The sequence below is a fragment of the Streptomyces sp. NPDC058576 genome (assembly GCF_042718715.1).
Classification (GTDB): domain Bacteria; phylum Actinomycetota; class Actinomycetes; order Streptomycetales; family Streptomycetaceae; genus Streptomyces.
In genome coordinates this window covers 124,621-145,697 of the sequence record NZ_JBHXPF010000007.1, presented here as the reverse complement: position 1 = coordinate 145,697, position 21,077 = coordinate 124,621, and the positions used below count along the sequence as shown (strand labels likewise).

14 protein-coding genes are annotated in these 21,077 nt (G+C 70.8%); 9 read left to right on the top strand and 5 right to left on the bottom strand.

What is annotated here, in order from left to right; translation table 11 throughout:
* Positions 1 to 61: 61 nt before the first annotated feature.
* Positions 62 to 1,021, top strand: a complete 960-nt coding sequence (locus ACFWRV_RS08445; protein WP_384330132.1) for a right-handed parallel beta-helix repeat-containing protein — start codon at positions 62 to 64, stop codon at positions 1,019 to 1,021.
* Positions 1,022 to 1,131: 110 nt separating this feature from the next.
* On the opposite strand, the gene rpsA is transcribed toward ACFWRV_RS08445, so the two are convergent.
* Positions 1,132 to 2,652: a 30S ribosomal protein S1 gene (gene rpsA / locus ACFWRV_RS08440; RefSeq protein ID WP_030593748.1), complete on the bottom strand. Its 1,521-nt coding sequence runs from the start codon at positions 2,650 to 2,652 to the stop codon at positions 1,132 to 1,134.
* Positions 2,653 to 3,061: 409 nt separating this feature from the next.
* Here rpsA and ACFWRV_RS08435 point away from each other — a divergent pair, with 409 nt between their 5' ends.
* Both ACFWRV_RS08435 and hrpB read left to right on the top strand, forming a co-directional pair.
* Positions 3,062 to 3,901 (top strand): class I SAM-dependent methyltransferase, encoded by an 840-nt coding sequence (locus tag ACFWRV_RS08435; protein WP_384330129.1) that lies wholly within the window; start codon positions 3,062 to 3,064, stop codon positions 3,899 to 3,901.
* A gap of 38 nt (positions 3,902 to 3,939) precedes the next feature.
* A complete protein-coding gene (gene hrpB, locus ACFWRV_RS08430; protein ID WP_384330126.1) occupies positions 3,940 to 6,447 on the top strand; it encodes an ATP-dependent helicase HrpB in 2,508 nt (835 codons plus the stop codon).
* Here hrpB and ACFWRV_RS08425 read toward each other — a convergent pair.
* The 3 genes from ACFWRV_RS08425 to ACFWRV_RS08415 form a co-directional block, all read right to left on the bottom strand.
* The gene (locus tag ACFWRV_RS08425; protein WP_384330123.1) at positions 6,419 to 7,399 is read right to left on the bottom strand and encodes a DUF3068 domain-containing protein; all 981 of its coding nucleotides are present in this window, start codon (positions 7,397 to 7,399) and stop codon (positions 6,419 to 6,421) included. The genes hrpB and ACFWRV_RS08425 overlap by 29 nt on opposite strands.
* Before the next feature lie 25 nt (positions 7,400 to 7,424).
* Positions 7,425 to 7,562 (bottom strand): SPW_0924 family protein, encoded by a 138-nt coding sequence (locus ACFWRV_RS08420; RefSeq protein ID WP_107085744.1) that lies wholly within the window; start codon positions 7,560 to 7,562, stop codon positions 7,425 to 7,427.
* 155 nt (positions 7,563 to 7,717) lie between these two features.
* Complete coding sequence (locus ACFWRV_RS08415; protein ID WP_384330120.1) at positions 7,718 to 9,463, bottom strand: lytic murein transglycosylase; 1,746 nt, start codon at positions 9,461 to 9,463, stop codon at positions 7,718 to 7,720.
* A gap of 188 nt (positions 9,464 to 9,651) precedes the next feature.
* Here ACFWRV_RS08415 and ACFWRV_RS08410 point away from each other — a divergent pair, with 188 nt between their 5' ends.
* Positions 9,652 to 10,530 carry a DUF4184 family protein gene (locus ACFWRV_RS08410; RefSeq protein ID WP_384330117.1) on the top strand — a complete coding sequence of 293 codons (879 nt, stop codon included), beginning with the start codon at positions 9,652 to 9,654 and terminating at the stop codon, positions 10,528 to 10,530.
* Between the two features lie 77 nt (positions 10,531 to 10,607).
* Here the strand turns inward: ACFWRV_RS08410 and polA are convergent, their stop codons facing one another.
* Positions 10,608 to 13,319 (bottom strand): DNA polymerase I, encoded by a 2,712-nt coding sequence (gene polA, locus ACFWRV_RS08405; RefSeq protein ID WP_384330114.1) that lies wholly within the window; start codon positions 13,317 to 13,319, stop codon positions 10,608 to 10,610.
* A gap of 127 nt (positions 13,320 to 13,446) precedes the next feature.
* On the opposite strand from polA, the gene ACFWRV_RS08400 reads away from it, so the two are divergent.
* From ACFWRV_RS08400 to ACFWRV_RS08380, 5 genes are all read left to right on the top strand, one after another.
* Positions 13,447 to 15,744, top strand: a complete 2,298-nt coding sequence (locus ACFWRV_RS08400) for an FdhF/YdeP family oxidoreductase (protein WP_384330111.1) — start codon at positions 13,447 to 13,449, stop codon at positions 15,742 to 15,744.
* An 89-nt stretch (positions 15,745 to 15,833) separates the two neighbouring features.
* Positions 15,834 to 16,304 (top strand): PaaI family thioesterase, encoded by a 471-nt coding sequence (locus ACFWRV_RS08395; protein ID WP_384330109.1) that lies wholly within the window; start codon positions 15,834 to 15,836, stop codon positions 16,302 to 16,304.
* Between the two features lie 711 nt (positions 16,305 to 17,015).
* The gene (locus ACFWRV_RS08390) at positions 17,016 to 18,251 is read left to right on the top strand and encodes a branched-chain amino acid ABC transporter substrate-binding protein (RefSeq protein ID WP_384330106.1); all 1,236 of its coding nucleotides are present in this window, start codon (positions 17,016 to 17,018) and stop codon (positions 18,249 to 18,251) included.
* Between the two features lie 101 nt (positions 18,252 to 18,352).
* Positions 18,353 to 19,285, top strand: a complete 933-nt coding sequence (locus tag ACFWRV_RS08385; RefSeq protein WP_010061202.1) for a branched-chain amino acid ABC transporter permease — start codon at positions 18,353 to 18,355, stop codon at positions 19,283 to 19,285.
* A gap of 5 nt (positions 19,286 to 19,290) precedes the next feature.
* On the top strand, positions 19,291 to 21,075 hold the full coding sequence (locus tag ACFWRV_RS08380) for a branched-chain amino acid ABC transporter permease (RefSeq protein WP_384330103.1): 1,785 nt from the start codon (positions 19,291 to 19,293) through the stop codon (positions 21,073 to 21,075).
* Positions 21,076 to 21,077 lie beyond the last annotated feature (2 nt).

Genomic DNA, 21,077 nt, shown 5'->3' with positions numbered 1-21,077 from the left:
ACGCGCATCACGTTCATGTACGAGAACTCCTGAACATTTCCACGACGGGAAGGCAACCCCCATGCGCACCCGCATCCCCCTCACCGTCCTGCTCGCCGCCACCCTGGCCGCCGGCGGTCTCACCCTGGTCGGCGCCGGGCCCGCCGGCGCCGCGGTCATCGAGGTGAGCACCGCGGCCCAGCTCAAGGCGGCGCTCACCACCGTCTCCCCCGGCGACACGATCCGGCTCGCCGACGGCACGTACACAGGCAACTTCAAGGCCACCCGGCCCGGCGCCTCCGGGGCCAGGATCACCCTCACCGGCTCCAGCCGGGCGATCCTGACCGCGGGCGGCGGCTACGGGCTGCACCTCAACGGCGCCTCGTACTGGACGGTCCAGGGGGTCACGATCAAGGGCGGCCAGAAGGGCATCATGGCCGACGCGGCGAACGGTGTCGTCATCGACTCGGTGACCGTGCACGACCTCGACATGGAGGGCGTCCACTTCCGCACGTCCAGCAAGGACGGCGTCCTGAAGAACTCCCGCATCCACGACACCGGGCAGAACGGGCGCGGCATGGGCGAGGGCGTGTACGTCGGTTCGGCCGGCGACCTGTCCGACCGGAGCGACAACGCGCAGATCCTGAACAACACCATCGGGCCGGACGTCGGCGGCGAGTCCATCGACATCAAGGAAGGCACGACCGGCGCGCGGATCATCGGCAACACCTTCGACGGCCACGGCCTGACCGGCGCCAACTACGACGACTCCTGGGTCGACGTGAAGGGCAACGACGTCCTGGTCGAGGGCAACAAAGGCTCGCGCACCACCAACAACGGCTACGAGACCCATACCCAGCAGAGCGGCTGGGGGTGCGGCACCGTCTTCCGGAACAACTCCTCGAACCTCTCCGGGGCCACCGGCGACAAGCAGCTCGCCATCAACGTGACCAACCACAGCTCCAGTTGCCGCACGGCGGTCCACGCGAGCAACACCGTCACCGGCGGCAAGGGACTGACCAACATCGCCGTCACGCCGTAGCCGCAGGCGCAGCCGCCCGGATACGCGAGTGAGGCCCGCCCCCCGAAGGGAACGGGCCTCACTTACCGCTGTACAGCTACCGCAGCCGATGGGCCGCCGGGGTCAGAGCGTCAGCTCTGGCCGCCCGCGAGCTTCTCGCGCAGCGCGGCAAGGGCCTCGTCCGACGCCAGGGCGCCGGAGTTGTCCGCCGACTCCGAGGAGTAGGAGCCGCCGCCGCCACCACCGCTGCCGCCGGAGGCGGCCGGAGCAGCGCCGGCCGGGGCGGCAGCGCCCTCGGCCGCAGCAGCCTCGTCGGCCTCGCGGGACTTGATGACCTGGGCCTGGTGCTGCTCGAAGCGCTGCTGCGCCTCGGCGTACTGGGTCTCCCAGACCTCGCGCTGCGCCTCGAAGCCCTCGAGCCAGTCGTTGGTCTCGGGGTCGAAGCCCTCGGGGTAGATGTAGTTGCCCTGGTCGTCGTACGACGCGGCCATGCCGTACAGCGTCGGGTCGAACTCGACCGAGGCCGGGTCGCCACCGAAGGACTCGTTGGCCTGCTTCAGCGAGAGGCTGATGCGACGACGCTCGAGGTCGATGTCGATGACCTTGACGAAGATCTCGTCGTTGACCTGGACGACCTGCTCCGGGATCTCCACGTGGCGCTCGGCCAGCTCGGAGATGTGGACCAGACCCTCGATGCCCTCGTCGACGCGGACGAACGCACCGAACGGAACGAGCTTGGTGACCTTACCCGGGACGACCTGACCGATCTGGTGCGTCCGGGCGAACTGCTGCCACGGGTCTTCCTGCGTCGCCTTGAGCGACAGGGAGACGCGCTCGCGGTCCATGTCGACGTCGAGGACCTCGACGGTGACTTCCTGGCCGACCTCGACAACCTCGGAGGGGTGGTCGATGTGCTTCCAGGACAGCTCGGAGACGTGCACGAGACCGTCGACGCCACCCAGGTCCACGAAGGCACCGAAGTTGACGATCGAGGAGACGACGCCGGAGCGGACCTGACCCTTCTGCAGGGTGGTGAGGAACGTCTGGCGAACCTCGGACTGGGTCTGCTCGAGCCAGGCGCGGCGGGACAGGACCACGTTGTTGCGGTTCTTGTCCAGCTCGATGATCTTCGCCTCGAGCTCCTTGCCCACGTAGGGCTGAAGGTCGCGGACACGACGCATCTCGACGAGCGACGCCGGGAGGAAGCCGCGGAGGCCGATGTCGAGGATGAGACCACCCTTGACGACCTCGATGACGGTACCGGTGACGATGCCGTCCTCTTCCTTGATCTTCTCGATGGTGCCCCAGGCACGCTCGTACTGAGCGCGCTTCTTCGAGAGGATCAGGCGGCCTTCCTTGTCCTCCTTCTGGAGAACCAGGGCCTCGATCTCGTCGCCGACCTTGACGACCTCGTTCGGGTCGACGTCGTGCTTGATCGAGAGCTCGCGGCTCGGGATGACACCTTCGGTCTTGTAACCGATGTCGAGGAGAACCTCGTCCCGGTCAACCTTGACGATGACACCGTCAACGATGTCGCCGTCGTTGAAGTACTTGATCGTCTCGTCGATCGCCGCGAGGAACGCGTCCGCGTCGCCGATGTCGTTGACCGCAACCTGCGGAGTGGTGGCGGTGGTCTCGGTGCTGCTCGTCATGTGGGAAAGGGCTCCGGTACGGACAGAGAGTCGTAGGTACTGCCACGCCGAAAGCCCGTATCGCCTCTGCAGAAGCCGGACAGCCTGGAAAGCGCGCAATCCGTTTCCGGAGGGGCGCCTCGACAACCGAGGGGACATGCAACAGACGCGAGCGCGGCCTGCTAGGTCTGAGGCGCGCAGGCTCGCAGCGCAACTTGTAGCATACGGGGGCAGCCGGACAGGGTCAATGCGCGAAGGCGCACACCCGGGGCACTTCGCCCCATTCCCGGCACAACTTGTGTTCTCCGAGGCCACATCGGCCCGAGAACACTACGGCACGGCGTCGCGGACGCCCGTCCGTACCCCCGGGGCACACCCCTTGGTACGGACCGCGCGCGGCGGGTGAAGGCAAACTACAACGACGGGCACGATGAGCCAAGAGATCCACGGGACCTACTCCTCAGAACCGGCGGAGTCCCCTGAGCCGGAAGCCACGCGCCGTGCCGCGGACGAGGCCGAGAGCAGCCGGGCCAGCCGCGGCTGGTGGGACCGCAACGCCGACGAGTACCAGACCGACCACGGCGGCTTCCTCGGGGACGACCGCTTCGTCTGGGGCCCGGAAGGGCTGGACGAGGCGGACGCCGCTCTGCTGGGGCCGGCCGCCGATCTCAAGGGGCTCGACGTCCTGGAGATCGGGGCCGGGGCCGCCCAGTGCTCGCGCTGGCTGGCCGGTCAGGGCGCCCGCCCGGTCGCGCTGGACCTCTCGCACCGCCAGCTCCAGCACGCCCTGCGGATCGGCGGGGACGTCCCCCTGGTCGAGGCGGACGCGGGCCGGCTGCCGTTCCGGGACGGCGCCTTCGACCTGGCCTGCTCCGCGTACGGGGCGGTGCCCTTCGTCGCCGACCCGGTGCGGGTGTTCCGCGAGGTCCGCCGGGTGCTGCGGCCCGGTGGGCGCTGGGTGTTCTCCGTGACGCACCCGATCCGCTGGGCGTTCCCCGACGAGCCCGGGCCCGAGGGTCTTTCCGTCGCCGCCTCCTACTTCGACCGCGTCCCCTACGTCGAGCAGGACGAGAGCGGCGACGCCGTCTATGTGGAACACCACCGCACGCTCGGCGACCGGGTCCGGGACGTGGTGGCGGGCGGTTTCCGGCTGGTGGACCTGGTCGAACCGGAATGGCCCGCCTGGAACAACCAGGAGTGGGGCGGCTGGTCCCCGCTGCGCGGCAACCTGATCCCGGGCACGGCGATCTTCGTGTGCGAGCGGGACTGACCGTCCGCGAAAGGAAGCGCCCGTACGACACTGGGGGCGTGATCCGCACCGAAGCCCTGGACCGCCTGCCCGTCCGCACCGCCGTACCCGCCCTGGAGCGCGCGCTCGCCGACCGGGGAGTCGCCGTCCTGTGCGCCCCGCCCGGCACCGGCAAGACGACGCTCGTCCCGCTGGTGCTGGCCGGGCTGACCGGTGCGGGCCCCGTGCGCCGGGTCGTGGTCGCCGAGCCTCGCCGGATCGCCGCGCGGGCGGCGGCGCGGCGGATGGCCTGGCTGCTGGGCGAGCGGCCGGGTCAGCGGGTCGGCTTCACGGTGCGCGGCGAGCGCGTGGTGGGGCGGGAGACGGTGGTGGAGGTCGTGACCACCGGGGTGCTGCTCCAGCGGCTCCAGCGGGACCAGGAGCTGGCCGGGGTCGACGTGGTGATCATCGACGAGTGCCACGAGCGTCATCTGGACGCGGACACGGTCGCCGCCTTCCTTCTCGACGTACGCGAGGCGATCCGGCCCGATCTGCGGCTGGTGGCGGCCTCGGCGACGACGGACGCGGAGGGCTGGGCGCGGCTGCTGGGCGATGCCCCGGTGATCGAGGCCGAGGGCGTCTCGTACCCCGTGGAGGTTCTCTGGGCGCCGCCCGCCCGGCCGGTGAAGCCTCCGCACGGGATGAGGGTCGATCCGGCGCTGCTGACGCATGTGGCGGCGACCGTGCGGCGGGCGCTGGCGGAGCGGGAGGGGGACGTCCTGTGCTTCCTGCCCGGCGTCGGGGAGATCGGCCGGGTGGCCGGACAGCTCGCCGGGGTGGCAGCGGAGGTCCTCCAGGTGCACGGGCGCGCTCCGGCCGCTGTGCAGGACGCGGTGCTGGCCGGGTCCGCCGGGGGGCGGCGGGTGGTCCTGGCGACCTCGGTGGCGGAGTCGTCCCTGACCGTGCCGGGCGTGCGGATCGTCGTCGACTCGGGCCTCGCGCGCGAACCCCGTACCGACCATGCCCGGGGCCTGAGCGCTCTGACGACCGTACGGGCCTCCCGGGCCTCCGGGCGGCAGCGCGCGGGGCGGGCGGGGCGGGAGGCTCCGGGGGCGGTGTACCGGTGCTGGGACCAGGCCGAGGACGGGCGGCTCGCGCGTTTCCCGTCGCCGGAGATCAAGGTCGCCGACCTCGCGGCCTTCGCGCTCCAGGCGGCGTGCTGGGGCGATCCGGACGCCTCCTCGCTCGCCCTGCTGGACGCGCCGCCCGCCGGGGCGATGGGCGCGGCCCGCGAGGTGCTGGGGGCGATCGGTGCGGTGGACGGCGGCGGCCGGGTCACCGAGCGCGGCGTACGGATGTCCCGGCTCGGGCTGCACCCCCGGCTGGCCCGGGCCCTGCTGGACGGTGCTCGGGAGGCCGGGGCACGTCGCGCCGCGGAGGTGGTGGCGCTGCTGAGCGAGGAGCCGCCGAGGGAGTACGGGGACGATCTCGCGGCGGCGCTGCGGACCGCCCGCCGGGGCCAGGACGGGTACGCGGCGCGCTGGAAGCAGGAGGTGCGCCGGCTGTCGTCGTCGCTGGGGAGCGAGTCGTCCGGGACCGGCAGAGGCGGCTCCGACGACGCCGTCGTGGGGCTCGTCGCGGCGCTGGCGTTCCCCGAGCGGGTGGCGCGGGCCCGGGGCGACGGGGCATTCCTGATGGCGTCGGGCACGGGCGCGGAGCTGCGGGAGGGGTCGCGGCTGCGCAGCGCGCCCTGGCTGGCCGTGGCGGTCGCGGACCGGCCCTCCCACGCGGCGTCGGCGCGGGTGCGGCTGGCGGCGGTGATCGACGAGCCCACGGCGTTGCTGGCCGCCGGGCAGCTGCGGGTGCGGGGCGAGGAGGTCGGCTGGGTGGACGGGGAGGTGGTCGCCCGGTCCGTGGACCGGCTGGGGGCCGTCGAGTTGGCGGTAAGGCCGTTGAAGCAGCCCGATCCGGAGCTGGTGCGCGGGGCCCTCGTGGCGGGTCTGCGGCGCCAGGGGCCCGGGCTGCTGCGCTGGAACCGGGACACCGAGCAGCTGCGGTCGCGCCTGGCGTTCCTGCACCGGGTGCTGGGTCCGCCGTGGCCGGATGTGTCGGACGAGGCGCTGCTGGCGGATCCGGACGCCTGGCTGGAGCCCGAGTTGTCGCGGGCGCGGCACCGCTCCGACCTGGGCCGGATCGACGCGGGCCAGGCGCTGCGCCGGCTGCTGCCGTGGGCGACCGGGGAGGCCGTCCGGCTGGACGAGCTGGCGCCGGAGCGGATCGAGGTGCCGAGCGGGTCCCGGATCCGGGTGGAGTACGGCGGGGAGCAGCCCGTCCTGGCGGTGAAACTCCAGGAGTTGTTCGGGCTGGCCGAGACGCCCCGGGTGGCCGGGGTGCCGGTCCTGGTCCATCTCCTCTCCCCCGCCGGGCGGCCCGCGGCCGTCACCGCCGACCTGGCGTCGTTCTGGCAGGACGGCTACCGGGCCGTACGGGCGGAGCTGCGCGGCCGCTACCCGAAGCATCCGTGGCCGGAGGACCCGGCGACCGTACCGGCGACGCGGTTCACCTCGGCGCGGCGGGGGCGCTCGTAGGGCTCGGTGATGTTCGCGCGCGGGCTTCCAGCCACAGGGCGAGGGCGAGCAGTCCGATGCCGAGGCCGAGGAAGCCCCAGGGCAGGTACGAGGTGAGGAGGAGGACCAGGACGCGCTGGGACTTCACCAGGTCGACGGTGTCCGCGATGTAGTCCTCGCGCATCTTCACATGGCCGGAGAACGCGGTGACGGTGTCCTCGGACATGCCCATCTTCTTCGCGTCGCGCAGCTCCTCCGTGTGGATCTCCTCGCCGTTGACGGGGGCGCCGGTGACGGGGTCGACCCAGAACATGCGCTTGGTGGTGTACCAGCGGGTCATGCCGGTCTGCGCGATCTGCTCGGCGGTGACGCCCTCGATGGGCATCTTCTTCGGCATCGGGACCTTGGTCCACGGGATGGTCTGCTCGAAGTAGTAGACCTCCAGGCCGCGGAAGGTGCGGGTGCCCCGGTAGTGGATGGGGGCGGTGGTGCGGCTCTGGGCGTCGAAGTACTCGTAGTCCCGTTTCTCGGTGAGGAAGGGCCACTTGAACTCGATGCCCTCGCGCCGGACCGGGTCGCCGTCGACCATCTCGCCGGTGGCGTTGACGGGGGCCTGGGTGTGGGCGTCGAAGATGTAGCGCTCGGGGATCTCGGAGACCATCTTGCCGTCGGGGCCCTGGATGTAGGAGAGCGCGTCCCAGACGACGACGTCGCGTCCGGCGCTGCGCTCGATCTTCTCGGACTCCTCCACGTTGCCCTTGAGCGTCTGGACGATGGTGACCTTCTCGACCTCCTCGGCCTTGAGGGTGGTGTAGTCCAGGAGGGTCGCGGGGGCCGCCTCCAGGACGACTTCCTGGTACTGGCTCGGCGGGACCTTGGCCAGGCGCGGGAAGGCGTACCAGCGCATCAGCGGCGACAGGGCGGCGAAGAACACGGCGAAGGCCAGGAGTACGAGACCGGCTCGGCGGCGCATGGTGGTGACCTCTTCCTCTGCGGTGTTATCGCTTCGGACCCGGGACGGTGGTCAGCAGGGGTTTCGGCGAGGTCTCCCCGGCCGGGGAGCCGACGGCGGAGATGGTGAACACGAGCACGAGGGCGGCGGCCAGTCCGATGGCGGCGGCGACGAGGGCACGCATGCTCGGCCTCCCGGGGCGGTGATCCGACGACGGCCGCCTGATGGGCCGTCAGGGCTGGGGCACCGTAGCAACCGGGGCGCGAGATGAGAACACAACGGACAGCCCCTCGGCCGGGAGACCGAGGGGCTGTGCGACGGGTGTGCGGTGGGGCGGGGTCAGGGCTTGACGGCCTTGGGCGTCTTGGTCGGCTCCGGGGTGGCCGTCTTCTCCGGGGCCGTCTCCTCCGGGGCCTTGACGGTCAGCTCGACAACGACCGAGGCGCCGCCCGCGGTGGTGAGGCGCAGCAGATAGGTGCCCTCGTTGTCGTCGGCGAAGATCTCCGGGAGGCGGAGCTGCCCCCCGGCGTCCGTCGTCAGCGTGGTGAGGGTACGGACCGGCTTGCCGTCCGTGTCCTTGAAGTACGGGCCCTTGTCGTTGTCGATGATGCCCAGGCGGTCCTTGACCATGGTGGCGGTGACGGCCACTCCGCCCGCGACGGCGCCCTTGTAGGTGGCCTTGACGGTGACGGAGTCCGCGAACTTCTGGCCGGGGGCGGCGACGAGCGCCTTCTCGTCGGTGCGGGCGATCGCGTCGGCCTGGCGGGCGGTGACGGTCGCCGCGTACGTCAGGGTGCGCGGCCGGCCCGTGCCCGCGACGGCGGTCACGGTGAACTCCCCGGCCTTCTCGCCGGCCTGGAGCTCCGGTGCGGTGGCGGTGCCGTCGGGCCCGGTCCGTACCGTGACGGACTTCTTGCCGCCGGCGAAGAGCGTGCCGGTCCTGCCGGTGACGGTGAAGGTGACGGGCACCTTGGCGAGCGGGGCGCCCAGCGCGTTGCGGGCGCGGACGGAGACCCGCTCGTCGAACGCCTGGCCCGCCGTGGCGCGCAGCGGGCCGGTGCCCGCGTTCTCCAGGGAGCCGAAGGTCTCGGCCGGCGGCGTCGGCTTGGGGGTGGGCGGCTTCGGCGTGGGCGGCTTCGGCGTCGGGCTGGTGGAGCCGCCGCCGCCGGGCTTCGAGGGGCCCGGGCCCGGCTTGCCGCCCGGGTCGGACGGGGAGGGCTTCGGGCTCGGGGTGACGCTCGGGGTGGGGGTGCTCGGTGAGGTGGGCAGCGTGCCGGTGCCGTCGGGGATCTCGTGCGTACCGCGCTGGTAGTACGAGAACCAGGAGCGGACCGTGCGCAGGTACTCCGTCGACCGGTTGTAGCTCAGCACGGCCTGGTCGAGGTCGGCGGAGAGAGCCAGGTCGCGGTCGTTGGCGCAGAGGTAGCGGCCGGCGGCGAGCGACGCGTCGTAGATGTTGTTGGGGTCCTTGCGGCCGTCGCCGTTGGCGTCCTGGCCCCAGGAGGCCCAGGTCGACGGGATGAACTGCATCGGGCCGACCGCACGGTCGTGGACCGCGTCGCCGTCGTACGCTCCGCCGTCGGTGTCCTTGATCAGGGCGAAGCCCTGGCCGTTGAGGGCCGGGCCGAGGATGCGGGGGCTGGCGGTGCCGTTGGCGTCGACACGGCCACCGCGGGCCTGGCCGGACTCGACCTTGCCGATCGCCGCGAGGAGTTGCCAGGGCAGCCGGCACGTGGGGTCGGTGGTCGTGACGGTCCGCTCGGCCTGCTGGTACGCGGCCAGGATCGACGCCGGGATACCCGCTTCCGCGCTGCCGGCCGCCGGGAGGTTGCTGGACGAACCGGGCTTGTCGGGCGTGACCAGGGGCGGAAGGTCCGTGTAGTAGGGCGAGTTGCCGGTCGCGGCGCCGTCGGTGTCGGCGCTCGCGGTGTCCTCGCCCGCCGCCTTCGGGTCACCGCTGCCCGCGGGTCCGTCGGCCAGGGTCGCGGCGGGCGCCTGCGAGGCCGCGAGCGCCGCCACGGCGGCCGCCGCCACCGCGGTGGTCGTGGCTCCCTTGCGCAGACGACGGCGAATGTGCGCTGCCATACGTTCCGGTCCTCCCCCTCGACGGCTGCTCGCGCTCCCCAGCGCGAGAACTCCAGCGACCCTACGGCACCTTGTGTCGCCCAGGCACCGAGGGCTGACCGCTTCTTACTGTTTTTTCACGTTCGCGGGAACATGTTGTCCGGCCGGTCACCTGGGGGGTGCCCTGACGGTCCCGCATACTTGCCGCCATGCCGTTCACGCTCAGTCATGCCGCCGCCGTGCTCCCGGCGATCCGCCGGAACGGGACCGCCCGGTGGCCGCTGTTCCCCTCGGCGCTCGTCGCCGGTTCGTTCGCGCCCGACATCACCTACTTCGCGGACACGGTGATCCCCGGGGCGATGGAGTTCGGGTCGTTCACGCACACCTTCCTCGGGGTCGTCACGGTGAACGTGGCCATCGCCGCGGTGCTGGTCGCGGTGTGGGCGCTGCTGCGGGAGCCGCTGGTGGCGCTGCTGCCGGTACGCGTACGGGGCCGTGTCCACGCCTTCGTCCGGGGGCAGCGGTGGGGTCGGGCCTCCTTCGGGCCGTCCGCCTGGCTCTGGTTCGCCGCCTCCGGCGCGCTGGGCGCGGCCACGCATGTGGTGTGGGACGCGTTCACCCACCACAGCCGGTGGGGCACGGAGCTGGTGCCGGTGCTCAGCCACAGCGTCGGCGGCTTCCCGGTGTTCCAGATCGTGCAGTACGGGAGTTCGGCGCTCGCCCTCGTGGTCATCGGCTGGTTCGCCGCGACCGGGCTGCGGCGGACCCCGGCGGCGCCCGCACCCGTGGAGGTGCCGGTGCTCGGCCGCCGGGAGCGGCGGGGCGCCCTAGGCCTGCTGGCCCTGTGCGTGCTGGCGGGCGTCGTCCACCGGTGCGCCCGCTGGTACGCCCACTTCGGCCGGGTGGAGAGCCCGCTCGACATCATCCCCACGGCCTGCTTCGGCGCGGGCGCCGGACTGGCGGCCGGACTGCTGCTGTACGGAGGGTGGATGCGGGTGCGGCGGACGCGACGGGGAGCCCGGGGTCCGGGCCGGTCCGTGTCCGTACCGGAGGAGTCCCGTACGGAAACTCCGGCCGGTCGGGGGTAGCTGCGGGAAGAAGGGGGTGGGCCCGGAACCGACGCGGTTCCGGGCCCACCCCCCTTGAGGATCGGGGCGCGGGTCGTTCAGTGCGCGGCCGACTCCCAGTCCTTGCCGACGCCGACCGAGACGTCGAGCGGGGCGCGCAGTTCGACCGCGTGGGCCATCTCGTGGCGCAGGATCTCCTCCACCTGCTTCCGCTCGCCCTTCGCGATCTCCAGGACGATTTCGTCGTGGACCTGGAGCAGCATCCGCGAGGTCAGCTCCGCCTCCCGCAGCGCCTTGTCCACCCGCAGCATCGCCACCTTCACGATGTCCGCGGCGGTGCCCTGGATGGGGGCGTTGAGCGCCATCCGCTCGGCGGCCTCGCGGCGCTGGCGGTTGTCGCTGTTCAGGTCGGGGAGATAGCGGCGGCGGCCGAGGATCGTCTCCGTGTAGCCGGTGGCCCTCGCCTCCTCGACGACCCGGTGGAGATAGTCCCGCACACCGCCGAACCGCTCGAAGTAGGTGTCCATCAGCACCCGGGCCTCGGCGGGGTCGATGTTCAGCTGCTGGGAGAGGCCGAACGCGGAGAGACCGTAGGCCAGGCCGTAGGACATGGCCTTGATCTTGCGGCGCATCTCCGCGTCGACCGCGTCCTTCCCGACGCCGAAGACCTGCGAGGCGACCGTGGTGTGCAGGTCCTCGCCGGAGGTGAACGCCTCGATCAGACCGGCGTCCTCGGAGAGGTGCGCCATCACCCGCAGCTCGATCTGGCTGTAGTCCGCCGTCATCAGCGTCTCGAAGCCCTCGCCGACGACGAAGCCCCGGCGGATCGCCCGGCCCTCGTCGGTCCGGACGGGGATGTTCTGCAGGTTGGGGTCGGTGGAGGAGAGCCGGCCGGTCGCCGCCACCGTCTGGTTGAACGTGGTGTGGATCCGGCCGTCGGCGGCGATCGTCTTGATGAGGCCCTCGACGGTGACCCGCAGCTTGGCCTGCTCACGGTGGCGCAGCATCAGCACCGGCAGCTCGTGCTCGGTCTGCGCGGCCAGCCAGGCGAGCGCGTCCGCGTCCGTCGTGTACCCCGTCTTGGTCTTCTTCGTCTTCGGCAGACCCAGCTCGCCGAAGAGGATCTCCTGGAGCTGCTTGGGCGATCCGAGGTTGAACTCGCGGCCGACCGCCGCGTGCGCCTCCTTCACCGCCTGCTGCACGGTCCCGGCGAACTGCTGCTCCATGGACTCCAGATGGGCCCGGTCCGCGGCGATCCCGTGCCGCTCCAGACGGGCGAGGAGGATCGAGGTCGGCAGCTCCATGTCGTGCAGCAGCTCCGCCGCGCCCACCTCCTTCAGCCGGGTGGTGAACGCGTCGCCCAGGTCGAGCACGGCGCGGGCCTGCGCCATCAGGGCGTCCTGCTCGGCCCGGTCGTCCGCGCCGAAGGCCAGCTGCCCGTCGGACGCGGCGGCCGGGGCCAGCTCGCGGCCCAGATACTCCACGGCCAGCGCGTCCAGGGCGAAGGACCGGCGGCCCGGCTTCACCAGATACGCGGCGAGCGCCGTGTCCATCGCGACGCCTTCGAGCCGCCAGCCGTGCTCGGGGAAGACCCGCATCACGTTCTTCGCGTTGTGCAGGACCTTCGGGCGGGCCGGGTCCGACACCCAGGCCGCGAACGCCTGCTCGTCGGCCTCCTCCAGCTGCGTCGGGTCCAGCCAGGCGGCGGCCCCGTCGGCGGCGGCGAGCGCGACCTCGGTGACCGTGCCGGCGCCCAGCGACCAGGTGTCCACCGTCATGACGCCGAGCGGCTGGGCGCCGTGCGCCTCCAGCCACGGGGCGACCTCGCCGGAGCCGAGCACGGCCCCGTCCAGCTCGATCCCGGCGGCGGGCGCGGGCGGCTCCGCCTCCGCCGCCCCAGGGTCGACGGCGAGCAGCCGCTCGCGCAGGCTCGGGTTGCGGATCTCCAGTATGTCCAGGACACCGGTGACCGCCGTGCGGTCGTACGGAGCGCGCTCCAGGTCGGCCGGGGTCTTCGGGAGCTCCACGTCCCGGACCATCTCGGTCAGCACCCGGTTCATCTTCACCGCGTCCAGGTGGTCGCGGAAATTCTGCCCGGCCTTGCCCTTGACCTCCTCGGCCCGCTCGACCAGGTCGGCGAACGAACCGAACTGGTTGATCCACTTCGCGGCCGTCTTCTCACCGACCCCGGGAATGCCCGGGAGGTTGTCCGACGGGTCGCCGCGCAGGGCGGCGAAGTCCGGATACTGCTGCGGGGTGAGCCCGTACTTCTCGACGACCTTCTCCGGGGTGAACCGGGTCAGCTCGGAGACCCCCTTCGTGGGGTAGAGCACGGTCACGTTCTCCGTGATCAGCTGGAAGGAGTCGCGGTCGCCGGTGACGATCAGCACCTCGAACCCGGCGGCCTCGGCCTGGGTCGCCAGCGTCGCGATGACGTCGTCCGCCTCGAACCCGTCCACCGCGAACCGGTCCGCGTGCATCGCGTCCAGCAGCTCCCCGATCAGCTCGACCTGCCCCTTGAACTCGTCGGGGGTCTTGGAGCGGTTCGCCTTGTACTCCGGGAACTCCTGGGCGCGCCAGGTCTTGCGGGACACGTCGAACGCCACCGCGAAGTGCGTGGGCGCCTCGTCACGCAGGGTGTTCGCCAGCATCGACATGAAGCCGTACACGGCGTTCGTCGGCTGCCCCACCGCCGTCGTGAAATTCTCCGCGGGCAGGGCGAAGAACGCCCGGTACGCCAGGGAGTGCCCGTCCATGAGGAGCAGGCGCGGTCGGTTGTCTGCCGTCTTCTTCGATGCCGTCTCAGCCACGCCCCCGATCCTGCCACGGCCCACTGACAATCCGGACCGGCACGGCCTTGCGCGACCGTGACAGGATCGATGGTGAGGACATGCACCACGTCGCCACGTGCACGAGCGCTCGAAGGGGAGCAGCATCATGGCCAGCAAGCCGCCGACCGGTGACCCGGTCCAGGACGCCCCGCAGGTCGAAGCGGCACCGCACGCCGCCGCCGGGCTGCCCGCCGTCGCCCACTCCCTGCGCATCGCCCAGCAGCAGATGGGCGTGCGCCGCACCGCGCAGACCCTCCTCAAGGTCAACCAGAAGAACGGCTTCGACTGCCCCGGCTGCGCCTGGCCCGAGGGCGACAAACGGCACACCGCCGAATTCTGCGAGAACGGCGCCAAGGCCGTCGCCGAAGAGGCCACGCTGCGCCGCGTCACCCCCGACTTCTTCGCCGCGCACCCGGTGGCCGACCTCGCGGAGCGCAGCGGCTACTGGCTCGGCCAGCAGGGCAGGATCACCCAGCCGGTGTACCTCCCCGAGGGCGCCGACCGGTACGAGGCCATCCCCTGGGACCGGGCGTTCGCGATCATCGCCGAGGAGCTGACCGCCCTCGGCTCCCCCGACGAGGCCCTCTTCTACACCTCGGGCCGCACCAGCAACGAGGCCGCGTTCCTCCTCCAGCTGTTCGCCCGCGAGTTCGGCACCAACAACCTGCCCGACTGCTCCAACATGTGCCACGAGTCGTCCGGCTCGGCGCTCAACGAGACCATCGGCATCGGCAAAGGCAGCGTCTCCCTGGAGGACATCCACCAGGCCGACCTGATCATCGTCGCCGGCCAGAACCCCGGCACCAACCACCCCCGGATGCTCTCCGCCCTGGAGAAGGCGAAGAACTCCGGCGCGAGGATCATCTCGGTGAACCCGCTGCCCGAAGCCGGAATGGAGCGGTTCAAGAACCCCCAGACCCCGCACGGCATGCTCAAGGGGACCCCACTCAACGACCTCTTCCTCCAGATCCGCATCGGCGGCGACCAAGCCCTCTTCCGCCTCCTGAACAAGCTGATCCTGGCCACCGAGGGCGCCGTCGACACCGCGTTCGTCACCGAACACACCCACGGTTACGAAGAGTTCGCCAAGGCAGCCGAAGCGGCCGACTGGGACGAGACGCTGAAGGCCACCGGCCTCACCCGCGCCGAGATCGAAGAGGCCCTCGCCCTCGTCCTCGCCTCGCGGCGCACCATCGTCTGCTGGGCGATGGGCCTCACCCAGCACAAGCACTCCGTGCCCACCATCCGCGAAGTCGTCAACTTCCTTCTGCTGCGCGGCAACATCGGCCGACCCGGCGCCGGAGTCTGCCCGGTGCGCGGCCACTCCAACGTCCAGGGCGACCGCACCATGGGCATCTTCGAACGCCCCGCGCCGGCCTTCCTCGACGCCCTCGACAAGGAGTTCGGCATCACCTCGCCGCGCCACCACGGCATGGACGTGGTGCGCTCCATCCAGGCGCTCCGCGACGGCGAGGCCAAGGTCTTCTTCGCGATGGGCGGCAACTTCGTCGCGGCCACCCCCGACACCACCGTCACCGAGGCCGCGATGCGCCGCGCCCGCCTCACCGTCCACGTATCGACCAAGCTCAACCGCAGCCACGCCGTCACCGGGACCCGCGCCCTGATCCTGCCGACGCTGGGCCGCACCGACAAGGACGTCCAGGCGGGCGGCAAGCAGTTCGTCACCGTCGAGGACTCCATGGGCATGGTCCACGCCTCCCGCGGCAACCTCACCCCCGCGAGCCCCCACCTGCTCTCCGAGCCCGCCATCGTCGCCCGCCTCGCCCGCGCGGTCCTGGGCGCCGGCTCCCGTACCGACTGGGAAGCCTTCGAGCACGACTACGCCACCATCCGCGACCGCATCTCCCGCGTCGTCGCGGGCTTCGAGGACTTCAACACCCGCATCGCCCGCCCCGGCGGCTTCACCCTCCCGCACGCCCCCCGCGACGAACGCCGCTTCCCCACCGCCACCGGCCGCGCCAACTTCACCGCCGCCCCCGTCGAGTACCCCGAACTCCCCGACGGCAGGCTCCTGTTGCAGACCCTGCGCTCCCACGACCAGTACAACACCACCATCTACGGCCTCGACGACCGCTACCGGGGCATCAAGGGCGGCCGTCGCATCGTCATGGTCAACCCCGAGGACGCGGCGGCCCTCGACCTCGCCGACGGCGCCTACACCGACCTCGTCAGCGAGTGGAAGGACGGCGTGGAGCGCCGCGCGGAGGGCTTCCGCATCGTCCACTACCCCACCGCCCGGGGCTGCGCCGCCGCCTACTACCCCGAGACCAACGTCCTGGTCCCCCTCGACTCCACGGCCGACACCAGCAACACCCCGGCCAGCAAGTCCGTCGTCGTCCGCTTCGAGAACACCCGGAGCCCGGAGAGCACCCGGAGCGACTGAAAACCGCCACTCCCTAAGCGTCCGCTCAGCCGTCTGATAAGAACAGTGCAGACAGCAACGAACCAGCGCAGCCGAACGGAGCCGGATCCATGGGCGAGCACACCGCACCCCTCTTCCCGCAGGAAGTCATCGACGAGTACGCGGCACTCGGCGTCGACCTGCCCGCCCTCTTCTCCGCCGGCCACCTCGGCGAACGCATGGGCGTCACCATCGTCGAGGCCGCCGCCGACCGCGTCGTCGGCACCATGCCCGTCGAGGGCAACACCCAGCCCTACGGCCTCCTGCACGGCGGGGCCTCCGCCGTACTCGCCGAGACCCTCGGATCCATCGGCTCCATGCTCCACGGCGGCGCCTCCAAGATCGCCGTCGGCGTCGACCTCAACTGCACCCACCACCGCGGCGCCCGCAGCGGCCTCGTCACCGGCGTCGCCACCCCCGTACACCGGGGCCGCTCCACCGCCACGTACGAGATCGTCATCACCGACGAACAGGACAAGCGGGTCTGCACCGCACGCCTCACCTGCCTGCTCCGCGACGTCCCCCGGACCGAAGCGGGCTGACCCCTCGCAGCGCGCCAACGGCCTGCCGACCTCGGTCGGCAGGCCGTTGGCGTACCCCCTGGCCCCCCGGGACCCGACGGCCCGTACAGCCGGGCTACAGCGAGGACGCCCGTCGGCCACCCTCGCGAACGCACCGCGAGCGCACCGCGACCACACCGCATTCCGGACCGCGCAGACCCATATCCGAAGCGCTCACCGGAAGTTGACGGAAACGCACGGTCAACACCCTTGACCAGCGCACCCGTTCCATGACCTGCTTCAACAGCGGCACCGGCCTCGCGACGCATCACACATATCCCACACATGTAACACTGCGTAACGTGTGTGCAATACACGAAAACGCCGCACCCCACCCCGGCACCCCCGGCCGGCATCCCCCCGCATCCCCCGCGCCCCGACGCGCGCGACAGCACCAAGATCACCTCAAGCCCCTTAGCAGAGCTGCGCGTTCTCACCATGCGGTCAATTCGCAGTCCAGGCGAAACCCGCACATCCCCTCACAGGAACCTCAAGCCTTGCTCAAGGGCATAACAAGAGAGTCACATCCGCCGCCGACCTGTCCCGGTGGCCCCCGGCTGCGCTTAGAGTCACGGCCAGTCACCGCGCCGCCGGGCGCGTCTGCTGCACGGCCCTGTACCAACCCAGTACGGCCCGGCGAAGACCACGGCACCTCACGCCCGAGGAGCGCCGCGCCAGGGAAAGGACCCTCTCGTGCGACACCGTTCTTTGCTCATACTCACCGCAGTGCTCACCACCGGAGCACTGACGCTCACCGCCTGCGGGTCGCGCGACGAAGGCAGCAAGGACAGCGGAGACAGCGGTGGCAAGACCACCGTCGTCATCGGCGTCGACGCGCCCCTGACCGGCTCCCTCTCCGCGCTCGGCCAGGGCATCAAGAACTCCGTGGACCTCGCGGCCAAGACCGCGAACAAGAACAACGAGGTCCCCGGCATCGAGTTCAAGATCGAAGCCCTCGACGACCAGGCCGTCCCCGCCTCCGGACAGGCCAACGCCACCAAGCTCGTCGGCAACACCGACGTCCTCGGCGCCGTCGGCCCCCTGAACTCCGGCGTCGCCCAGTCCATGCAGGGCGTCTTCGAGAAGGCCGACCTCGCCCAGGTCTCCCCCGCCAACACCAACCCGGCCCTCAGCCAGGGTGACAACTGGGCCAAGGGCGACGTACAGCGCCCCTTCAAGACCTACTTCCGCACCTGTGCCACCGACGTCGTCCAGGGCAAGTTCGCCGCCCAGTACCTCTACAACGACGCCAAGAAGAAGAAGGTCTACGTCGTCGACGACAAGCAGACCTACGGCGCCGGCCTCGCCGCCATCTTCTCCGCCGAATTCGAGCGCCTCGGCGGCAAGGTCGTCGGCACCGACCACGTCACCGTCAAGGAGACCGACTTCTCCAGCACCGCCGACAAGGTCAAGAGCTCCGGCGCCGACTCCGTCTACTACGGCGGCCAGTACCCCGAGGGCGGCCTGCTCTCCGACCAGATCAAGAAGACCGGCGCCAAGATCCCCACCATGGGCGGCGACGGCATCTACGACCCCGCCTTCATCAGCGCCTCCGGCGAGGCCAACGACGGTGACTACGCCACCTCCATCGGCTACCCCGTCGAGGCCCTCCCGACCGCCAAGAAGTTCATCGAGGACTACAAGGCCGGCGGCTACAAGGACCCCTACGCCGCCTACGGCGGCTACTCCTACGACGCCGGATGGGCCATCATCCAGGCCGTCAAGGCCGTCGTCGCCGACAACGACGGCAAGCTCCCCGACGACGCCCGCGCCAAGGTCACCGAAGCCATGGGCAAGGTCTCCTTCGACGGCGTGACCGGCAAGGTCTCCTTCGACGAGAACGGTGACACCACCAACAAGCAGCTCACCGTCTACGAGGTCCAGAAGGGTGCCTGGAAGGACGTCAAGAGCGCCACGTTCGAAGACTGATCCCCCAGCACAGCCCCGCCCCACCTGACCCAATCCGCGCGAGGGCGCAAACAGCGCCCTCGCGCGGAGTCATATCCGACAAGCTCATCGGAGGCCCTGCGGTGCACGAACTGCCGCAACAGCTGGCCAACGGCCTTGCCCTCGGCGCCCTCTATGGCCTCATAGCCATCGGGTACACCATGGTGTACGGCATCGTCCAGCTCATCAACTTCGCCCACGGCGAGATCTTCATGATCGGGGGCTTCGGCGCCCTCACCACCTACATCATGCTCCCCAGCGGGACCACCCTCCTGGTCGCCATCCCGCTCATGATCATCGGTGGTGCCATCGCCTCCGTCGCCGTGGCCACCGCCGCGGAACGGTTCGCCTACCGGCCCCTGCGCGGCGCCCCCCGCCTCGCCCCGCTCATCACCGCGATCGGCCTCTCGATCGTGCTCCAGCAGCTCGTCTGGGGCTTCTACCCCGACGCGAAGAAGCCCCGCAGCTTCCCCGAATTCCAAGGCGAATCGTTCAAGCTGCTCGACAACCTCTACCTCCAGCGCGCCGACGCCTTCGTCCTCGTCCTCGCCCCGCTCTGCATGCTCGCCCTCGGCCTCTTCGTCGCCAAGAGCCGCAGCGGCCGCGCCATGCAGGCCACCGCCCAGGACCCCGACACGGCCAAGCTCATGGGCATCAACACCGACCGCATCATCGTGATGGCCTTCGCCATCGGCGCCGCCTTCGCCGCCGTCGCCTCGGTCGCCTACGGCCTCGACAAGGGCCAGATCAACTTCGAGATGGGCTTCATCCTCGGACTCAAGGCCTTCACCGCCGCAGTCCTCGGCGGCATCGGCAACATCTACGGAGCCATGGTCGGCGGCGTCGTCCTCGGCCTCGCCGAAGCCCTCTCCATCGCCTACATCGAAGAAATCCCCGGCATGCAGCAGCTCGGCGGCGGAGCCTGGGCCAACGTCTGGGCCTTCGTCCTTCTCATCGTCGTCCTCCTCGTCAGGCCACAAGGCCTGCTCGGCGAGCGCGTCACGGATCGGGCGTGATACCGATGACCACCAAAACCCACGAGACGACGCCCGTCCTCGCCATCCCCACACCGGCGGCCCGCGCGGCCACCACCCTCGGAGCCGCCCTCACCCTCGGCTCCACCTTCCTCGCCTGGACCTGGACCGCCGAATTCCCCGGCGACCTCACCGTCACCGGCTACCCCGGCGGCCTCCAAGTCCTCACCCTCGTCGGCGCAGCACTCACCCTGCTCTTCGCCCTCTCCGGGTACGGCATCAAGGGCCTTCGCTGGCTCACCCCCGGCGGCTCCAACAGCCCCGTCCGACTCGCCGCATTCGGCGTCCTCGGCACCATGGGCTTCACCGTCGGCGCCATCTCCGTCGAACTCGGCGGCGTCGTCAACCTGGAACCCGGAGCCTGGATCGGTCTCGTCGGCGCCATCATCACCGTCGTCGCCTCCCTCGGCCTCCCGCACGACCAGGACATCACCGACACCACCACCCCCTCGCCCCTGGAACGGTTCCTCAACAGCCTCCGCGCCCCCGCGCCCGGACGCCCCAAGGAACTCCCCTCCTGGGCCGAGATCCTGATCATCGTCGCCGCCTTCGGCATCGGTCTCTTCGTCGTCACCTACGGCATCGACACCGCATACCCCGAACTCTTCGTCGGCTACCTGATCATCAGCGCCTTCGCGGTCGCCGCACTCTTCAAGGCCGGCCTCATGGCCCGCCTCTCCGCGCTCACCACGAAGTACCGCTCCATCGCCGTCGCCGCGGCCTTCGTCGCCGCAGCCGTCTTCCCGTTCACCCAGAACACCGACCAGTACACCCTCATCGCGGTCAACATCCTCATCTTCGCGACCGTGGCACTGGGCCTGAACATCGTCGTCGGCCTCGCCGGACTCCTCGACCTCGGATACGTCGCCTTCCTCGGCGTCGGCGCCTACACAGCCGCCCTCGTCTCCGGCACCACCGCATCCGCGTTCGGCGTCCAGTTCCCCTTCTGGGCCTCCGTCCTCACCGGCGCCGCCGTCTCCCTCATCTTCGGCGTCGTCATCGGAGCACCCACCCTCCGCCTCCGCGGCGACTACCTCGCCATCGTCACCCTCGGCTTCGGCGAAATCTTCCGCATCGCCGTCGGCAACCTCGACGGCGTCTCCGGACCACGCGTCACCAACGGCCCCAACGGCGTACCGAACATCCCCGACCTCAACTTCTTCGGGTACGACTTCGGCGAATCCCACACCATCCTGGGCTTCGAACTCGGCGCCTACGCCAACTACTACCTGCTCATGCTGCTCGCGATGATCCTCGTGGTCCTCGTCTTCAGCCGAGCCGGCAGCTCCCGCATCGGCCGCGCCTGGGTCGCCATCCGCGAGGACGAGACCGCCGCCACCGCCATGGGCATCAACGGCTTCCGCGTCAAGCTCATCGCCTTCGCCCTCGGCGCCACCCTCGCCGGCATCGCCGGCACCGTACAGGCCCACGTCCAGAGCACCGTCGTCCCCGAGATGTACGTCTTCGCCGGACCCGTACCGCCCAACTCCGCCTTCCTCCTCGCCGCCGTCATCCTCGGCGGCATGGGAACCATCAGCGGACCCCTCATCGGCGCGGCACTCCTCTACATGATCCCGGCCAAGCTCCAGTTCCTCTCGGACTACCAGCTCCTCGGCTTCGGTCTCGCCCTCATCCTCCTCATGCGCTTCCGCCCGGAGGGCCTCATCGCCAACCGGCGGGCCAAGCTGGAGTACCACGAGACCGGCCAGCTCGACGTACCGGACGAAACCCTGGCCGGTACCACCTCCGGCACCACGAAGGCGGGGGCGTGAAC